18 protein-coding genes are annotated in these 16,277 nt (G+C 41.2%); 8 read left to right on the top strand and 10 right to left on the bottom strand.

Translation table 11 applies throughout. The annotated features are described in order from the left end of the window. Positions 1-4: 4 nt before the first annotated feature. Positions 5-1,165 (top strand): tyrosine-type recombinase/integrase, encoded by a 1,161-nt coding sequence (locus tag ACQ96U_RS05555; RefSeq protein ID WP_431720253.1) that lies wholly within the window; start codon positions 5-7, stop codon positions 1,163-1,165. 132 nt (positions 1,166-1,297) lie between these two features. Here the strand turns inward: ACQ96U_RS05555 and ACQ96U_RS05550 are convergent, their stop codons facing one another. The 4 genes from ACQ96U_RS05550 to ACQ96U_RS05535 are packed head-to-tail and all read right to left on the bottom strand — an operon-like array spanning position 1,298 to position 3,669. Next, positions 1,298-1,762: a DoxX family protein gene (locus tag ACQ96U_RS05550; protein WP_431720252.1), complete on the bottom strand. Its 465-nt coding sequence runs from the start codon at positions 1,760-1,762 to the stop codon at positions 1,298-1,300. A 19-nt stretch (positions 1,763-1,781) separates the two neighbouring features. Continuing rightward, a complete protein-coding gene (locus ACQ96U_RS05545) occupies positions 1,782-2,552 on the bottom strand; it encodes an HvfC/BufC family peptide modification chaperone (RefSeq protein ID WP_431720251.1) in 771 nt (256 codons plus the stop codon). Further along, positions 2,549-3,406: an MNIO family bufferin maturase gene (gene bufB / locus ACQ96U_RS05540; protein ID WP_431720250.1), complete on the bottom strand. Its 858-nt coding sequence runs from the start codon at positions 3,404-3,406 to the stop codon at positions 2,549-2,551. Before bufB ends, ACQ96U_RS05545 begins: the two co-directional genes overlap by 4 nt. Continuing rightward, entirely contained in the window at positions 3,406-3,669 is a 264-nt protein-coding gene (locus ACQ96U_RS05535; protein ID WP_431720249.1) for a BufA1 family periplasmic bufferin-type metallophore, read from the bottom strand. Before ACQ96U_RS05535 ends, bufB begins: the two co-directional genes overlap by 1 nt. 191 nt (positions 3,670-3,860) lie before the next feature. Between ACQ96U_RS05535 and ACQ96U_RS05530 the strand changes: the two genes are divergently transcribed. Together ACQ96U_RS05530 and ACQ96U_RS05525 are read left to right on the top strand one after the other, a co-directional pair. Then, positions 3,861-4,787: a tRNA-dihydrouridine synthase gene (locus ACQ96U_RS05530; RefSeq protein ID WP_431720248.1), complete on the top strand. Its 927-nt coding sequence runs from the start codon at positions 3,861-3,863 to the stop codon at positions 4,785-4,787. Positions 4,788-4,871: 84 nt separating this feature from the next. Further along, positions 4,872-5,168: a DUF2970 domain-containing protein gene (locus tag ACQ96U_RS05525; protein WP_431720247.1), complete on the top strand. Its 297-nt coding sequence runs from the start codon at positions 4,872-4,874 to the stop codon at positions 5,166-5,168. 186 nt (positions 5,169-5,354) lie between these two features. Here the strand turns inward: ACQ96U_RS05525 and ACQ96U_RS05520 are convergent, their stop codons facing one another. After that, on the bottom strand, positions 5,355-5,495 hold the full coding sequence (locus tag ACQ96U_RS05520) for a hypothetical protein (RefSeq protein WP_431720246.1): 141 nt from the start codon (positions 5,493-5,495) through the stop codon (positions 5,355-5,357). Positions 5,496-5,867: 372 nt separating this feature from the next. Here ACQ96U_RS05520 and ACQ96U_RS05515 point away from each other — a divergent pair, with 372 nt between their 5' ends. From ACQ96U_RS05515 to ACQ96U_RS05500, 4 genes are all read left to right on the top strand, one after another. After that, positions 5,868-7,526: a nitrite/sulfite reductase gene (locus ACQ96U_RS05515; protein WP_431720245.1), complete on the top strand. Its 1,659-nt coding sequence runs from the start codon at positions 5,868-5,870 to the stop codon at positions 7,524-7,526. Then, positions 7,510-8,004, top strand: coding sequence for a DUF934 domain-containing protein (locus ACQ96U_RS05510; RefSeq protein WP_431720244.1), 495 nt, complete (start codon positions 7,510-7,512; stop codon positions 8,002-8,004). The genes ACQ96U_RS05515 and ACQ96U_RS05510 overlap by 17 nt, the downstream gene beginning before the upstream one ends. Before the next feature lie 244 nt (positions 8,005-8,248). Then, a complete protein-coding gene (locus ACQ96U_RS05505) occupies positions 8,249-9,418 on the top strand; it encodes a cation:proton antiporter (protein ID WP_431720243.1) in 1,170 nt (389 codons plus the stop codon). Positions 9,419-9,564: 146 nt separating this feature from the next. After that, positions 9,565-11,547, top strand: coding sequence for a cation:proton antiporter (locus tag ACQ96U_RS05500; protein ID WP_431720242.1), 1,983 nt, complete (start codon positions 9,565-9,567; stop codon positions 11,545-11,547). A gap of 84 nt (positions 11,548-11,631) precedes the next feature. Here the strand turns inward: ACQ96U_RS05500 and ACQ96U_RS05495 are convergent, their stop codons facing one another. From ACQ96U_RS05495 to ACQ96U_RS05485, 3 genes are all read right to left on the bottom strand, one after another. Continuing rightward, positions 11,632-12,381: a substrate-binding periplasmic protein gene (locus ACQ96U_RS05495; protein WP_431720241.1), complete on the bottom strand. Its 750-nt coding sequence runs from the start codon at positions 12,379-12,381 to the stop codon at positions 11,632-11,634. Between the two features lie 50 nt (positions 12,382-12,431). After that, positions 12,432-13,205, bottom strand: a complete 774-nt coding sequence (locus tag ACQ96U_RS05490; protein ID WP_431720240.1) for a substrate-binding periplasmic protein — start codon at positions 13,203-13,205, stop codon at positions 12,432-12,434. A gap of 127 nt (positions 13,206-13,332) precedes the next feature. Further along, a complete protein-coding gene (locus tag ACQ96U_RS05485; protein WP_431720239.1) occupies positions 13,333-14,133 on the bottom strand; it encodes a substrate-binding periplasmic protein in 801 nt (266 codons plus the stop codon). 241 nt (positions 14,134-14,374) lie between these two features. Here ACQ96U_RS05485 and ACQ96U_RS05480 point away from each other — a divergent pair, with 241 nt between their 5' ends. Beyond that, positions 14,375-14,863, top strand: a complete 489-nt coding sequence (locus tag ACQ96U_RS05480; RefSeq protein ID WP_431720238.1) for a GNAT family N-acetyltransferase — start codon at positions 14,375-14,377, stop codon at positions 14,861-14,863. Here ACQ96U_RS05480 and ACQ96U_RS05475 read toward each other — a convergent pair. Then, a complete protein-coding gene (locus ACQ96U_RS05475) occupies positions 14,846-15,502 on the bottom strand; it encodes an OmpA family protein (protein WP_431720237.1) in 657 nt (218 codons plus the stop codon). The two genes, ACQ96U_RS05480 and ACQ96U_RS05475, sit on opposite strands and share 18 nt — an antisense overlap. Before the next feature lie 333 nt (positions 15,503-15,835). Continuing rightward, complete coding sequence (locus ACQ96U_RS05470; RefSeq protein ID WP_431720236.1) at positions 15,836-16,228, bottom strand: hypothetical protein; 393 nt, start codon at positions 16,226-16,228, stop codon at positions 15,836-15,838. Between the last annotated feature and the right edge of the window lie 49 nt (positions 16,229-16,277).

The raw sequence follows: 16,277 nt of genomic DNA, 5'->3' as shown, positions 1-16,277 counted from the left end.
ACGAATGAAGCCACTTGAACTTAGCATCACTGCTTTAGCAGAAAGCTCTACCCTATCCCCTTTACCCACTAAACCATCGTTAAATAATGGAATTGGCGCTAATAATGATGTAGAAGCCATTACAATTTTTCTTCAAGCACGGGCTGGTCGCTCAGAACACACTCTGCGCCGTTACCAGCGGGAGTGCCAGCGTTTCTTAGCTTGGCTCAATTGGCAACAAGGTCTTACGCTCAAGCAACTTACTTTAAAAGATTTGCAACAGTATCACCATTTCTTACAAGACCCACCTTTACGTTGGCAATACTGCACGAGCCAAACGGCATACACTATTGCAGAACTTTTTCCATTTTCAGTCAAAAATGGCAGTGGCTTTGACAATATTATGCGTGTTGTTGCGTCACTATTAAGTTTTTTACATCAGCAAGGTTATTTAGATCGAAATCCTGCTTCAGGGATGCAAAAGCTTGGCGATAAGTATGCCCGAGGGCATGGTACACAAGGTGCCTACAGCTTAGATGAATGGTCTTTTATTTGCCATGCAGTGCAGCAGCTGCCTAAAGCCACTCAACGACAACAGCTGTATTATGAGCGTGCTCGCTATTTTATCAGTATTGCCTACGGTACTGCCGCAAGGGAGCATGAGTTATGCACTCACACTCATGACTCTATTTACAAAACTGACTTTGGTTATACATGGGAAGTGTTGGGCAAAGGATCATCTCGGCGAAACATCCCTCTTAATGAGATGGTGATGGAAAGTATCTATCGATTTCGACGGATACATGGCGCACCAGAGCAATTAACCGCATTTGATACATTCCCTTTTGCACCATCAGTTAAACCTATTAAACAGCAGTCACCACTCCTCTATGGAAACAATATCAGCACACGCCAGTTAAGGACCTTTTATAAATCATTAATCATTAGCCTAATTGAACAACAAGCCAATGTTGACTCTCATATGGCACAGTCGATTATTAGCAAGGGATTTCATGCTTTACGACATACAGCGCTAACCCACTTACTGAACCAGCATAAGTTGGATTTGGAAAAAGTTAGAGTGTTTGCTGGTCACAGTAATGTGAATACGACTGCAGGGTATATATTAACTGAGCGTGAAGAACTTGCGAAACAAACTCAATATCATGGCTTAGAATGGATATAACACATTCACTGGCATGAACCTTAATGCTCCTATTCATTAATAAACCTACTCCATAACAAATATTGTTCATATATCTAAATATTAAAAATGTTAGGATGGTCTAGATTGAGTTTATGTAAAAAAGGCGTCTCTTTACGCCTTTTTATAGGTAAACACATTCTGATTCTGCCCAAAACGTCGAGTAAGTAAATAATCCAACGATAAAACACCACCCCCTCGACTCCACAAACTTGAGAGTATTAGCAACCAAAAGTAATGTTCTGTGGTATTAGGGTAGACAAATATCTCTATAATAAGTGTCATCATGGTTAACCCTATTGCCGCAAAGCGAGTACCTAGTCCAAGCCATAGTAATATCGGTAGTGCTAATTCTGCAGACATAGCTAAATAGGCAGCAATATCAGGAGACAGCAGAGGCACATTATATTCGTACTCAAACAAGAAAATAGCTTGGTCAATGCCTTCAAATTTGGTTATGCCAGACTTCCAAAAAACCCAACCAACAAACAGGCGCATACTCAAGTCTATGACAGGTACCACATATGTATTACTTTTTTGGCATAACCAACAATAAGCACATACCCACTTATTTGACATTTCTTACACTCCCCTTTTCTTATGCCACTACAGGCAATACTTCAGAAATAATTCCAGATCTCACATACCTTTGTAGGCTTCCAGCCAAATCAAAATCAATACTACTTAGAAGGGCATATTCATAAGCTTGATTTAATGAGGCTGTATGGCTAATTTTTTGTAAAAAATACCACTCACTGGATGTTACAGGTTCAATAACAAACTGCTCATTTTCTCTAAAAACAATTAAATACTCCTCCTGTTCCATCAAGAGCACTGTAGGTGGATCAACAACAGCAGGCTGATTCGCCTGCCAGATGGCCAAAATAGGAAACTTAGACATCACCAGCTGTACACTAGGCGCTAAAGACAAATGAATATCCAATAAGTCCTTTTTTTCAAATGAAGCTAATAAGTCAGTATTAACCGGTTTAACTTTTGCGAGTAAAAAGGCAATGTGTGCTGCCCATTCAAGATGTGCAACATCAGGCAAATAGGGATACTCATTAAACGCAGCTTGAAGAGATATAAAGTCAGCAAGCTGTTCACCATAATGGTTAAGAGCTGGTTCTTGGGGCGGTTTTTGTTGAATAAAGCGATGACATAAAGATGTAAAACACGATGAGCCAATAAGCCTTTCCAGCACAGGAAATATACTGTGTAATGATTGCGTAATATTAGTCAGGACATTATTACGATAAAGTCCTAACCTCTCAGTCCTATCTGTAATTACCTGCGAATTGAGTAACTGCGTATCACCGGTCAACAGCCATTTAGCAAATTGACATTGCCAATCATGAAGCGCAGTCATAGGCTTTTATCCAAGATCTGTTGTGCTTTTTTGGCTTCAGCCAGCAAACAGCTTAAAGAGGGCAAATCCGTATCCCACTCAATTAATGTGGGTATAGGCCCCCATTTTTTGATGGCATAATGATAAAGCTGCCAAACCTCATCACTCACAATATCACCATGGGTATCCACTAAGACCGTTTCTGATTCCAAAGTTACCGCGGTATGCCCGGCTAAATGAATTTCCGCAACCCATTCTGCTGGAATGGCATCAATATAAGTCTTGGCAGAAAAACCATGATTTTTGGCATTCACATAAACATTATTAATATCTAATAAGATTAAACAACCCGCTTGTTTCACCGTAGAAAGCAAAAACTCCCATTCAGTCATTTCATTACCTGTCGGTTGCAGGTAACTGGATACATTTTCTATCGCAATGGGTTGTTTAAGATAATCCTGTACTTGACCAATTCGCTGAACAAGATGAGCAATTACCTCGTGATTTTGCGGCAAAGGCAGTAAGTCTTGAAAATACACCCCCTGTTGTGAAGTCCAGCATAAATGCTCTGAAACCAGTGCAGGCTCGTAAATAGTTATTAATTGCGCCAGCTTAGCTAGATGAGCCTCAGACAGTGGATCAGTTGATCCTAACGACAACCCTACTCCATGCAAACTTAAAGGATACTGCTGACGTACTTTTTGTAACCAATGCGCTGGTGGGCTATCAATATCAAAATAATTTTCAGGATGTACTTCTATCCAACCAATATCCGGAGGTTGACGAAGAAAGTCTTCATAATGAGGTTGTCTTAAGCCAATGCCCGCCATTGCAGGAAGTTTCCTGCAATGGTCTTGCTTAGGTGCCCTATCCATTATTTGTCTTTAGGTTCAGTACTTCCCCCAACGATTTTATTACAGGTCCCTTTTGGTACCAGTAACCACTCGTTAGGATCACTATCTTTAGTCGCTGAACCTGCACAAGAGTGTCCATTAGCACCACAATCATTCTTGCCCGCTTTGACTACACCATAACACTTTTCCATCTCTGGTTTTGCCGCTAAAGCAGTCGTTGAAGCACCCGACATCGCAACCAATGTACCCACGGCTAAAGACAATACAGCTGTTTTCTTCATCATAAGACCCCTATTGAGTAGCTACACAAAATACGGTGTAACTGAGCAACTATGTATTATTGACTGATATCAATAAAACTCAGAACTAAGGACCTGCCTTGATGAGCAAAGCTTTCATAACAAAAAAAATTTTGTTCTGCCATTGCTTGCTTTACCTAATAGGTTAAGATCCCCCTTTTTTTATGGGCTTGTTTATGCGTGTATTTCTCGCCCCAATGGAAGGTGTTGTCGACTATTTGATGCGTGACTTGTTGACTTCACTGGGTGGAATTGATTTGTGTATTACTGAGTTTGTGCGAGTGGTTGACCAACTCCTCCCTGCACGTGTGTTCTATCGTTTATGCCCCGAACTGCATCAACATGGAAGAACCCATGCTGGTGTACCGGTTAGGGTTCAATTACTTGGGCAACACCCCGAGTGGTTGGCAACCAATGCACAACGTGCTGTCGAACTTGGCTCTCCTGGTATCGATTTAAATTTCGGTTGCCCAGCCCGAACGGTAAACAACAGCCGTGGAGGAGCTATCTTGCTGACTGAACCCGAAGGGCTTTACCGCATTGTTGCTGCGGTACGTAGTGCTGTTCCAAACGGGTTCCCAGTTAGTGTTAAAATGAGACTGGGCTACGAAGATAAAACACTGGCCTTAGAAAATGCCTGTGCAGTGGCTTCTGCAGGCGCAACCGAAATCATTGTCCATGCACGAACCAAAACAGAAGGTTACCGTCCTCCTGCACACTGGCATTGGCTAGCAAAAATTAAATCTGTTATCCAAATCCCTTTAATCGCCAATGGCGAAATATGGACCGATGAAGATGCTAGACAGTGTCAAATACTCTCCCACTGTCATGACTTAATGATAGGCCGCGGAGCCTTAGCACTCCCCAACCTGCCAGCCGTGATAAAAAAGCAACAATCGCCTATTAACTGGTCCCAAATCAAAGATCTTTTATGGCAATATACAACGTATGATCTGCAGCATGAAAAAAGCCGCTACTATCCTCATCGTATAAAACAGTGGTTGGGTTATTTACGTCTTCAACATCCAGAAGCACAGTGCCTATTTGAACGTATTAAGCGGCTAAAAACGACAGATGAAATTGTTGAGATCATCAAGGGATAAATTATAGGTTGACGCCTCATATACTATTTGGATAAAAAAAGTAAATGATTAACGCTCTTCAAAAAAACAATGGATAGTAAATTGATGCACACGGAACGTCATACAATGAAGGCTACAGAAAATTCTCCTCCATCAAACTCAAACCAAAAACCAGAAAAGCAATCTGCAAAAAACAACATAAATCAGGATAAGCCCATTAGCTTTCTTGAAGTATTACAAAGTGTGTTTGCCGCAGCATTTGGTGTACAAAGCCAGAAAAAAAGGCTAAAAGATTTTAGTAAAGGTAAACCCATTCATTATGTGCTGGTAGGTATATTATTTACCACACTATTTATTCTCATTATGGTAGGGTTGGTTCAGATTGCACTGAATGCGCTGTAGGCAACATATAAAAATAGAACCAAAAATATTCATTCAGAAAAATAAAACTATGACTTAACAGCTGTCATTAAGAAAACGACTATCGCCTCTCATCGGCAGCTGTTTTGACATAACGTAGACAACGGCTTATCACTTCACCAAATTATCATTGATGCTTAACAAATACTTGAAAATAATGGAAAAATGTTATTGTCCGCTCACCCAATAAACCATGGCTGTAACAGCAATGATAATCAACGCAATGACGGCAATCGCATCAATACGGCTATCAGTGTGCTGCGAAGTTTCCTCTTTCATCGACTCTTCTCCTTGACTTATTTTTTTCATTATTTTTATACCCTCAACCTTGGGTATGCTTCTTCCTTAAAACCAACAACAGTGTATCTTAGATATACGCCACATGTACACTACCTGAATATTGATTGATTTAGCTTCACTGTATTGTCAGAAACTGTTCCATATCCACGCTAACCAAGTAGCCCCCTCACTTAACTTTTTTGCTATACATCACTATCTATACCAATTAATTCTAGATATATAGAAAAATATTCATTTATAGAATATATCGGTTCTGCTAAGTTACTCATATTATTTTGACTGCCGCCTTGTAACTCGTTTGGTACTAATAACGCTTTAGGCAAGAACGCCTTGGCTTGTTATACCCATTCACCAGATTGTACAGGCTGAAAAGCGAGCATTATGTATAAATACGACGCATACGATAAAACCATCGTCGCTGAGCGAGTCGCTCAATTCCGTGATCAAACCCAGCGTTATCTAGAAGGAAAACTGACTGATGCTGAGTTTTTACCTTTACGCCTGCAAAATGGTCTGTATATCCAGCGCTTTGCACCCATGCTACGTGTTGCCATTCCCTATGGTATGGTGTCAGCTCGGCAGATACGTAAACTGGCTGAAATTTCTCGTCAATATGACAAAGGCTATGTCCACTTCAGCACACGACAAAACGTGCAGTATAACTGGCCAAAGCTAGAGAAAGTCCCCGATATTTTAGCCGAGTTGGCAACGGTTGAAATGCATGCCATCCAAACCAGTGGTAACTGTATTCGCAACACAACCACCGATCAGTTTGCTGGTGTGGCGGCTGATGAACTGGTTGACCCTCGTCCTTATTGTGAAATCATTCGTCAATGGTCAACCTTTCACCCAGAGTTTGCTTATCTGCCGCGTAAGTTCAAAATTGCTATCAATGGCGCTAAACAGGATCGTGCAGCCGTTCAAGTCCATGATATTGGTTTGCATGTTCAGCAAAATGATCAAGGCGAACTGGGGTTTCGGGTACTGGTGGGCGGAGGCTTAGGTCGAACCCCGATGATCGGCACTGAAATTTGTGATTTTCTACCTGAGCGACACTTGCTGACTTATTTAGAAGCCATTTTACGGGTTTATAATCGCTATGGTCGCCGCGATAACAAGTATAAGGCGCGGATAAAGATTCTGGTTAAAGCACTTGGTGCTGATGCTTTTCGTGCAAAAGTCGATGCAGAGTGGCAACATCTGAAAGATGGACCTCAAACCTTGACTGAAGCTGAAGTAAAGCGGATTAGCCAGCATTTCAGTACCCCTGACTACGCAGACTTACCCGTAGAAAGTACACAGCTTCAACAGTACCTGCAGCAAGATCCGAACTTTCGCCATTGGTATGAACGTAATGTGACTGCCCATAAAGTGTCTGGCTATGCCATCGTTACTTTATCACTCAAAGCAACAGCCCAGGCTCCAGGTGATGCCTCTGACCAGCAACTTGAAGCCGCTGCAGACTTAGCCGAACAATATAGCTTTGGTGAAATCCGTGTCAGCCACCAGCAAAATCTAGTGCTGGCGGATGTCCAACAAGATCATTTATACACACTGTGGCAGGAAGCCTTACGATTTGGTTTTGCAACACCGAACATTGGCCTACTTACTGATGTGATCTGCTGTCCTGGTGGCGACTTTTGTGCGTTAGCCAATGCCAAATCACTGCCCATTGCCGAGGCGATTCAGCGTCGCTTTGATGATCTGGATTATTTACATGACATTGGTGATTTAGACCTTAATATTTCGGGTTGTATGAATGCCTGTGGTCATCACCATGTAGGTCATATTGGTATTTTAGGGGTTGATAAAAAAGGCGAGGAATTTTACCAAGTTCAATTGGGTGGATCAGCTTACAATGATGCCAGCTTAGGTAAAATTTTAGGTCCCTCCTTTGCCCGCGATGTCATGCCTGATGTGATTACTTCCATTATCGATGTTTATCTTGCACATCGTACATCAGAAGAATTGTTTATTGACACCTATCGTCGTATTGGCATCCAGCCTTTTAAGGATCGTGTTTATGCCAGTAATAATTAAAAATCAAGAAGTTATCAGTGATACTTATACCTTTTACTCAAGTTATACCTCAGGAGACGTACTTGCTGAACGCAGTATTATTCCCATTGATGACTTTTTAGCAAATCCTACACAATTTGAGCAACACTCAGGTTCAGTCGGTGTTTGGCTTGACAGCCACCATGAGCCAGAGGTACTTTCACCTTATATTCATCAACTTGCGGTCATTGCGATTAATTTTCCATCATTTACGGATGGCCGTGGCTATTCTATTGCCCGGATATTACGTGAACGCCTAGGCTATCAAGGAGAGTTAAGAGCAGTAGGCGATATCCTCCATGATCAGCTGTTTTATTTAAAACGCTGCGGTTTTGATGCATTTAAACTTCACGCAGAAAAAGATCCAGAAGAAGCGCTACGGGGACTTAATGCCTTCTCAGTCAGCTACCAAGGTGCCAATGATCACCCCCAGCCATTATTTCGCCGCCGTTTACACTAAACACTAACACACTCATTTCTCTACACGATTAAGAGCCATACTGAGTATGGCTCCATTATCAACTACAGTTAAAAATGCCTGCTAAGTAGTAGCAACTTTATGTACATTTTGTTATTAAATAATTTCCTATATGCTAGAAAAAGACGACAGGCTATGGCTACCATACGCTTTTAAAAACAGCAGCTGAGCACTATGGTTATGGTTTTAGTGCAAAGCCGATAATGAACAAGGCGAAGAGGCAGGTATGGAGAACGGCTCGCTAGTATTTTCTTTTTTCCTCATTTTTTCTGGTGCTGCACTGTTCGCAACGGTTGCCCTCTATACTCGACAACCACTACTCGTGGCGTATATTGTACTGGGTGCGCTATTAGGCCCCTATGGACTACAATGGGTTGGTGATACCCGCCTTTTATCTGACATCTCACATATCGGCATTATCTTTCTGCTCTTTTTATTAGGGCTGGACATGCAGCCGAGTCATCTGGTTGGCATGTTAAGTAAAAGTTCTGTTATTGGAATAGTCAGTTCGATTATTTTTGCTGCTAGTGGCTACTTAGTTGCCATTGCTTTTGATTTTACAACCCTTGAAGCCATTATTATTGGTACTGCAATGATGTTCTCCAGCACCATCATTGGCATCAAATTACTTCCCACCACCGTCCTCCATCACCGCCATACAGGTGAACTTGTGGTAAGCATTTTATTACTGCAGGATGTCATCGCCATTATAGTGTTGCTATTTTTATACAGTCACCAACAACAAGACAGTAGTGGTGCACAATTAGCCATTGCGCTGGCCGCATTACCCGTATTAATTCTTGTTGCCTGGTTGGCGGTCAAGTTCATTATACTGCCAGTCATGCAACAGTTTGACCGTATTCATGAATACTTATTTCTAGTGGCTATTGGTTGGTGTCTTGGCCTCGCTGAGCTTTCAAGTTATGTTGGACTGTCTGCAGAAATTGGTGCATTCATTGCTGGCATCACTATTGCGACCAGCCCTATTGCTCAATACATCGCCATCAGTCTCAAACCATTACGTGATTTTTTCTTGATTTTGTTTTTCTTTTCCGTTGGCGCGAGTTTCAATCTAACCCTTTTAGATGATGTGATCATACCTGCATTAATCCTCAGTATTGTTGCCTTATTACTAAAACCCTGGGTCTTTCGCTACCTATTACAATGGCTCAAAGAACCACTACACACCTCATGGGAGGTAGGATTTCGTTTAGGGCAAGTCAGTGAGTTTTCCATACTCATCGCCTACATCGCGGCAAGTACCCAGCAAATAGGTACAGAAGCCTCCCATGTCATACAAGCAACGACCATTATAACCTTCTTGGTTTCTTCCTATGTGGTTGTCTTTAACTTTAAAACGCCTATTGCCGTTTCTGATCGATTACGCCGAGACTAATAAAGTCATTATGATTGAGTAACTTAGGAAGTATTTATTCAACATTTGTAGTCTATATCCTAAATCCAGTGTTAACGTGTTAGCTTCTTCTTTTCTTCGGAAGATTTCCTTTATTCGCCTAGGGTAAATTGGTTAGCGGAAATATTATGGACTTTTCACTCTTGAACCAGTTACTGGTTATTTTTATCTGCTCTGTTGTCGCTATTGCTGTTTTTCACCGATTACGATTACCCGCGACCTTAAGTTACCTTATTGTCGGTGTATTACTTGGACCCGCCGCCACTGACACCATTGCCGAATCGGAAAATATCGCACTATTAGCTGAAATGGGGGTCGTATTCCTACTCTTTTCTATTGGTTTGGAGTTTTCTTTTGCCCATATGTGGGCATTACGGCGAATTGTATTTGGGCTTGGCGGCAACCAGGTTTTACTTTGTGGAATAGGCATTGCCATTATTGCTTTTATACTTGGTTTACCCCTCCCTATCGCATTGATTTTAGGTGCAGGTTTAGCGCTTTCATCCACAGCCATTGTATCCAAAGAGCTAACCAGTCGAAATGAACTTAAATTACCCATTGGTCAACAAACAATGGGAATATTAATTTTCCAAGATATTGCTGCCGTATTTTTTCTTATTCTTATCCCCGTTTTAGCAGGCAACAGTGAGCAAAACTTATGGGTAGCATTAGGTACAGTACTCGTTAAAAGCACCTTGCTTCTGGTAACCATGCTATTAATTGGCCGCTGGATTCTACCTCACCTGTTTCATGAAATCGCCAAAGTACGCTCTGAAGAACTCTTTGTGTTAACCGCACTGGTCATTGCCCTATTAGCGGCTTGGGTAACCCATTCTATGCACCTTTCTATGGCACTGGGCGGCTTTCTCGCTGGTATGATGCTTGGTGAAAGTCATTATCGCCACCAGGTAGAGCATGATATCCGTCCTTTTCGCGATGTACTGCTAGGTCTATTTTTTGTATCTGTGGGTATGATGCTGGATCTGTCTCTGTTTCTACAGCATTGGTTACTGATTCTCCTATTAACCACACTGTTACTGGTCTTTAAAGCCAGCATTATTACCTGGCTTGCTCGAAAACATTCAGATGCTCCAGGAACAGCATTAAAAACGGGACTGTACCTCGCACAAGGTGGTGAGTTTTGCTTAGCCTTAATCGCCCTTGTCAACCAACATGATTTATTAACCAATACCCAAAGTGCTGTTGTATTATCAGTCACCATTCTTTCTATGTCTGCTACACCTTTTATTATCCGCTATAGCCATTGGTTCATTCACAAACTATCCAGCCAAAAAACACCAACGACCCAAAGTGAACCCAATGCTATTGCGGCCGCATTAGAGTCAGTCACCAATCACACCCTAATATGCGGCTATGGTCGGGTAGGTCAGTCTATTGGCCGCTTTTTAGATAAACAAAACTTACCTTATGTGGCGATGGATGATGACCCCGTTCGGGTAAAAGAAGCCTGTCAGGCTGAAAGAAAAGTCTTTTTTGGTGACTGCCGCCGCCCTGATTTATTAGAAGCCGCAGGACTTGACCGCGCTAACTTGGTTGTCATTTGCGTTGATGTTAATGAGAATGCCGAAAAAATTACCCAGGCCATCCGCTTAAAGAACCAACAAATCCCTATTATTGTGCGGACACGTGACGATACAAGCTTAGAGGCACTTCGTCATGCTGGAGCCACAGAAGTTATTCCTGAAATATTTGAGTCCAGCTTAATGATGATAAAACACGTTTTAGTGATGCTGGGCACCCCTTCAGAACAAATTCGTGAGCAAATAGATGCGGTTCGTCAGGAACGCTATCAAATGCTCCATGGCTTATACCAAGGTGAGCGTACATCTATAATTGACAAAAAAGGTCTGCCCCGAACATTCCTACATGGTATTCAGCTACCTACGGATGCAAGCAGCCTTGGCAAGACGTTAGAATTCGTTGATTTAGAATCGCGCTGTGGTATCGAAATTCACCACCTGAAGCGACATGATATGGAATTAGATGATTGGCGAAACCAGCCGCTTTTGGTTAACGACATCGTGGTTATCTCAGGCAATCACGAACAACTAGAGCAGGCAGAAAACCTGTTACTCACCGGTTATAGCTAATCTACACCGCATCATATTACACCAACAGAAATCCCCCCAAGATGATATATGGGGGGAATACCAGGTCATAACAAATTAAACGACTTATGGGCGATATTTTCCTAATAATACATCTTCCATGATTTGATCATGTCTACCACTGGCAACCATCTTTTTTAAGCCTTTATTGAATTTCTCTAACCAGTATGCTGCTTTTGGGCTTTTTTTGGAAATAAGCAAAAACCAATCTGCTTCTCTTATAGGGCGAGGATGATTGGTCAACAAATCACGGCTAGTATGTGGAAAGTTTTCAGAAAGTATTTCATAACCAACCTCAGGCTCAATGACAAAGAGTTGTATACGCCCTGCCAGTAGCTTATGAAAATTTATAACATCCGAGTTTGCAACATCTATTCGTAGTATATTTTCTTCAATCGCTTTTGTTAACCCTTCTCCATAGTAATAACCCCGTGTGACACCTAGTTTATAACCACTCAAATCCTTCCACTTTTGCCAATTAAATGGCATGTCTTTACGATGAAAAAAAACAGTTCTCAACGTTAAAACGGGGTCACTGTATAAAAAATACTTCTCTCGCTCCTCATTTTTCCCCCACAGTAATGTGGCATCCCAGGTACCCTCTCTCGCCTCCTTCATGGCCCTTTTCCAGGGATAAAACCCATATTTTACTGTAATGTTTTCCTGAGCAAATGCTTCCGTTACAATATGAGAGCCCGCACCATAGTATTTATATGTTTGCGACATAAAAGGAGGCCACTCACCATTGGTAATACGAATAACCTCTTGCCCCCAAATACGTTGAGTACCAATGGCTAAAGCTAGAATAACGCTCAAATAAAAATACTTTACTATTCCCATATTCAGTGAGTTAAAAATCATGCTTGTTACGGGCGATATTTACCATCAATACTATCACTTAACATCTGATCATATTTCCCTGACTCTTTAAGTTTTTTAAGTCCACGATTAAATGCATCAACATATTTTTGTGCATCTTTGATATTTTTATTGATGATCAAATGATAATTGGTTGTTCTTATTGGACGAGGGTGATTCGTGAGTATATTTTTAGTGCCCTCAGGAAGTTTATCCGCTATTAACTCATAGCCTACCTCCAAGGTTGAGGGAAATAAATCTATTTTTTCTGCCACTAACTTTTTAAAATTATTTAAATCTTTAGAGGTACGAGACACATTAATTTTCTTTCTTTTCTCCGCTTCTTCAAACTCATCACCATAATAGTAGCCAATAGATGCCCCAATTTTATAGTTCTTCAAATCATCCATTGTTTTCCAGTCAAATTGCAGATCTTTACGGTGAAAAAAAACATCTTTTAACTCAATAATAGGATCCGTATAAATAAAGAAAGCTTCACGTTCTTTATTTATACTCCATCCGACAGAACCGCTCCACTCTTTACCAAGCTCGGCCTGTTTAATCGCACGCTTCCAGGGGAAAAAACCATATTCAACCGTCATCCCTTCATTTTTAAACGCTTCTACAACAATATGAGAAATCAGCCCTTTGTGCTTGTAGTCCTCTGACATATAAGGAGGCCACTCACCATTAGTCAGCTTAATAACATCTTGCCCATAGGCCAACCAACTCAACGATAATAAAAAATAGCTTAAAAATGCAATTTTTAATACTGAATACATACTCACTGACTCCACATAAGTTAGCTATCTTCTCATTTTAGCTACCTTTTAAGTTTAGCGTGGAATAACCAAGTATTTAGGAATTTTAAATACTTGTAGCTTTCTTGATTTAATCTTCTTAAATTAACTAGTTATTTTTTTGAGGAAGCCGATAAGCTCCTTGAATAACATCATCTAAAATACGATCATACTCTCCTCGACTTTTTAACTCCTTAAGCCCCTTATTGAATAATCGCATCCATTGCTGACTGTATTTTACCTTTTTAGAGAGTAATAAATGAAAGCTCGTTTCACGAAGTGGTTTGGGGTGGCTGGTCACTAGTTGACGAATCCCCGGAGGGAAATGTGTATTTAACAGTTCATAACCAATTTCCGTATCGATTACAAATAAGTCCATTTTCCTTCTTAACAGTTTCTTAAAATTATCTAAATCGGTGTCCTGACGAATAACCTCAATCAGTTGACTTGATTCAGCTTGTTTAAAATCTTCACCATAATAATAGCCACGAGTGGCGCCCACCCTTTTTCCTTTAAGGTCTGACCATTCTTTCCAGTCAAATACAGTATCAACGCGATGAAAAAAAACCGTGCGTAAAGTAATAACGGGATCACTATAGTAGAAGAGTCGCTCGCGTTCCTCATTCCATGTCCAGACTAACGAACCGTCCCATTCTCCTGCAGCGGCCAAATTCATGGCTTTATCCCACATGAAGAAACCATACTGAATATTAATGCCTTCAAGCTCAAAAGCCTGTGAAACAATATCAGATGCGGCACCGTAGTTTTTATAATGCTCAGACAAAAATGGCGGCCATTCACCGTTCGTCAAACGTACTACGTTTTCTTGAGACGATGCAGCATTGGCAAAAGCGTAGAGCAGTCCCCAACCACAACAAGTCAACACAATGACCTTATACAACAACTTCACAGGTAGACCCCGGTTCGTTGAAAGATATACAGAAGTATATACCCCCCAACAGATCATCATTTAGGTTTGACAAAACTCTTTGAGCCCCAGGAATATAATGCCCTAGAGGTATAAAATTGATTCGTAAAGGGTATATGCTAGTGTTTATAAAGTAACCTTAGCAGTAGCACCCAATTGAGAGAACAAAAAAACAACAAGTAATCTGTTCTTTTTGTGGGTAAACAATGAAGTATTAACGTGAATGAGTGAGCCATTAATAATTCGCCCTATTGATACCACCAGGGCAGAAGTGAAAAATACGATCTGCTCACTGATTGACAATAGCTTTGCCAGCTCACAGTCATTTTCTTCTCAAAGAGCATCTGCTTGCTTATTAGCCAATAGCTTGGGATGGGGAATATTCCGTAAACAACAACTATATGGTGCTATTTTTTGTGAACATGTAGCACCAAGGGTTATTTATATTCCCTTACTGGTCGTATGGCCACTCTATTTTCGGCAAGGAATAGGCAGTGCGTTATTTTTCTTCTTATTAAAACGCTTTCCTACCTGTCAGTTTTATGGAGATGTCGCTCAGCATAATATTGCAGCTATGCGCTTATATACCCGGCAGTTTAACTGCCAGGTTTTATCAACATGGGGAAATACCGCTTCAGGTCAAATGACCACACTCTGGCATCCTCCCCGTATTACAGCTGATAAGTATAAGCGACTAGTACTGAACACCTGACATTGGCAGTAGGTTAATCTCAACACGACGGTTTTGTGAACGTCCCTGAGGGTTTCCATTACTGGCAATAGGTCGGTCTGGTCCCACACCATAGTAACGAACACGATTAGCCAGCACTCCCTGATTAATCAAGTAGCTGGACACACTACGCGCACGATTTTCAGAAAGTTGCATATTATGCGCACGTCCGCCTGTACTATCAGTATGACCAACCACTTCAACAATTGACTGATCAAATTCACGTAAAACCATACCCACAGAGTTTAAGGTACGATAAAAGCCTGCTTGGATATTGTAAGAGTCAGTATCAAATGTAATGTTGCCAGGCATAATCAACGATAACTGATCACCATTTCGAACGACTCTCACACCTGTACTTCTAAGATGCTGACGCAATGCATCTTCTTGACGGTCAGCGTAATATCCCCAACCAGCACCTGCAGCAGCACCTATAGCTGCTCCAGCTAAAGCACCACGTTTACCGTTTGCCAGAGCACCTACAGCAGCACCTGCCAACGCACCAATACCACCGTACTTGGAAGTTTTATTAAACTCAGCTTCACCAGTATAAGGGTTTGGTGATTGACAGCCTGTTGTAAACACAGCAGCAGCCGTTAGTGCTAAAACAGTTTTCTTCATTGATATTACCTAATTCATTTAATGCACGTTATTTATATCAAACTTTTGGGCTTAGCGAATAGACCCCAAATGATAGCAAAATGCGAACCTGTAACTTACAAAACGTGTAGTAGTTCGCTTAACTATTAACATGCATATACTGCAAAGTGTTCCAGATAAAAGTAAAACAACTGTATCAAAACAGTATAAGTATAGCGGGTTAAGTATAAGCATCCGCCAATTTACATGACATATTTATAAATACAAGCCAATGTCGATATATCCCCTAATAGTTAACACTTTAACAGTTATATCACCAGCATTGTCGCCTTGTTTAGAAAAAGAAAAGATAGACTACTCTTGTGACCGTTTAACACAAATAGCCTGTGCATCTACAAATGCCTGCCCTAAAGACCGCTCTATGCTCGCTTGTAAGTCATTTGTAGTCTTCCCTGTTGTTTTGGCCAGCTGCTCCAGCATTGCTTGATGGCTGATCGAAGGCTGTTGTTGTCGGATGATAAACGCCTGCTGTAGCCACTCATGGGTTTGTGCAGGGAGATCATTCAGCATACGATTGGCGACACAGGGACAAACCCTGGGATCACCCGCATTATCTGCAGCGCGTTGACATTGTCGCTGATGGTCCTGCAGAAAATAGGCTCTATACTTCGGATCCAAGTCAGGCTGTGGTGAAAATAACTGACATCCCGAAATCACAAACGCTATAACAGCACTCATCCACTTCATCGTGGTATTACTCCATCAATGTTAAATCATATAAAGGTTACTATGAGTC

Source organism: Zooshikella sp. RANM57 (assembly GCF_050749885.1).
In the GTDB taxonomy this organism is placed as follows: domain Bacteria; phylum Pseudomonadota; class Gammaproteobacteria; order Pseudomonadales; family Zooshikellaceae; genus Zooshikella.
This window is presented reverse-complemented; position numbering and strand designations above follow the sequence as displayed.

Coding starts and splice junctions, on each gene's coding strand:
- ACQ96U_RS05550 (WP_431720252.1), bottom strand. CDS start 1,762: ATGTCAAATAAGTGGGTATGTGCTTATTGTTGGTTATGCCAAAAAAGT.
- ACQ96U_RS05530 (WP_431720248.1), top strand. CDS start 3,861: ATGCGTGTATTTCTCGCCCCAATGGAAGGTGTTGTCGACTATTTGATG.
- ACQ96U_RS05525 (WP_431720247.1), top strand. CDS start 4,872: ATGCACACGGAACGTCATACAATGAAGGCTACAGAAAATTCTCCTCCA.
- ACQ96U_RS05535 (WP_431720249.1), bottom strand. CDS start 3,669: ATGATGAAGAAAACAGCTGTATTGTCTTTAGCCGTGGGTACATTGGTT.
- ACQ96U_RS05545 (WP_431720251.1), bottom strand. CDS start 2,552: ATGACTGCGCTTCATGATTGGCAATGTCAATTTGCTAAATGGCTGTTG.
- bufB (WP_431720250.1), bottom strand. CDS start 3,406: ATGGATAGGGCACCTAAGCAAGACCATTGCAGGAAACTTCCTGCAATG.
- ACQ96U_RS05500 (WP_431720242.1), top strand. CDS start 9,565: ATGGACTTTTCACTCTTGAACCAGTTACTGGTTATTTTTATCTGCTCT.
- ACQ96U_RS05520 (WP_431720246.1), bottom strand. CDS start 5,495: ATGAAAAAAATAAGTCAAGGAGAAGAGTCGATGAAAGAGGAAACTTCG.
- ACQ96U_RS05470 (WP_431720236.1), bottom strand. CDS start 16,228: ATGAAGTGGATGAGTGCTGTTATAGCGTTTGTGATTTCGGGATGTCAG.
- ACQ96U_RS05490 (WP_431720240.1), bottom strand. CDS start 13,205: ATGTATTCAGTATTAAAAATTGCATTTTTAAGCTATTTTTTATTATCG.
- ACQ96U_RS05480 (WP_431720238.1), top strand. CDS start 14,375: ATGAGTGAGCCATTAATAATTCGCCCTATTGATACCACCAGGGCAGAA.
- ACQ96U_RS05555 (WP_431720253.1), top strand. CDS start 5: ATGAAGCCACTTGAACTTAGCATCACTGCTTTAGCAGAAAGCTCTACC.
- ACQ96U_RS05475 (WP_431720237.1), bottom strand. CDS start 15,502: ATGAAGAAAACTGTTTTAGCACTAACGGCTGCTGCTGTGTTTACAACA.
- ACQ96U_RS05505 (WP_431720243.1), top strand. CDS start 8,249: ATGGAGAACGGCTCGCTAGTATTTTCTTTTTTCCTCATTTTTTCTGGT.
- ACQ96U_RS05510 (WP_431720244.1), top strand. CDS start 7,510: ATGCCAGTAATAATTAAAAATCAAGAAGTTATCAGTGATACTTATACC.
- ACQ96U_RS05515 (WP_431720245.1), top strand. CDS start 5,868: ATGTATAAATACGACGCATACGATAAAACCATCGTCGCTGAGCGAGTC.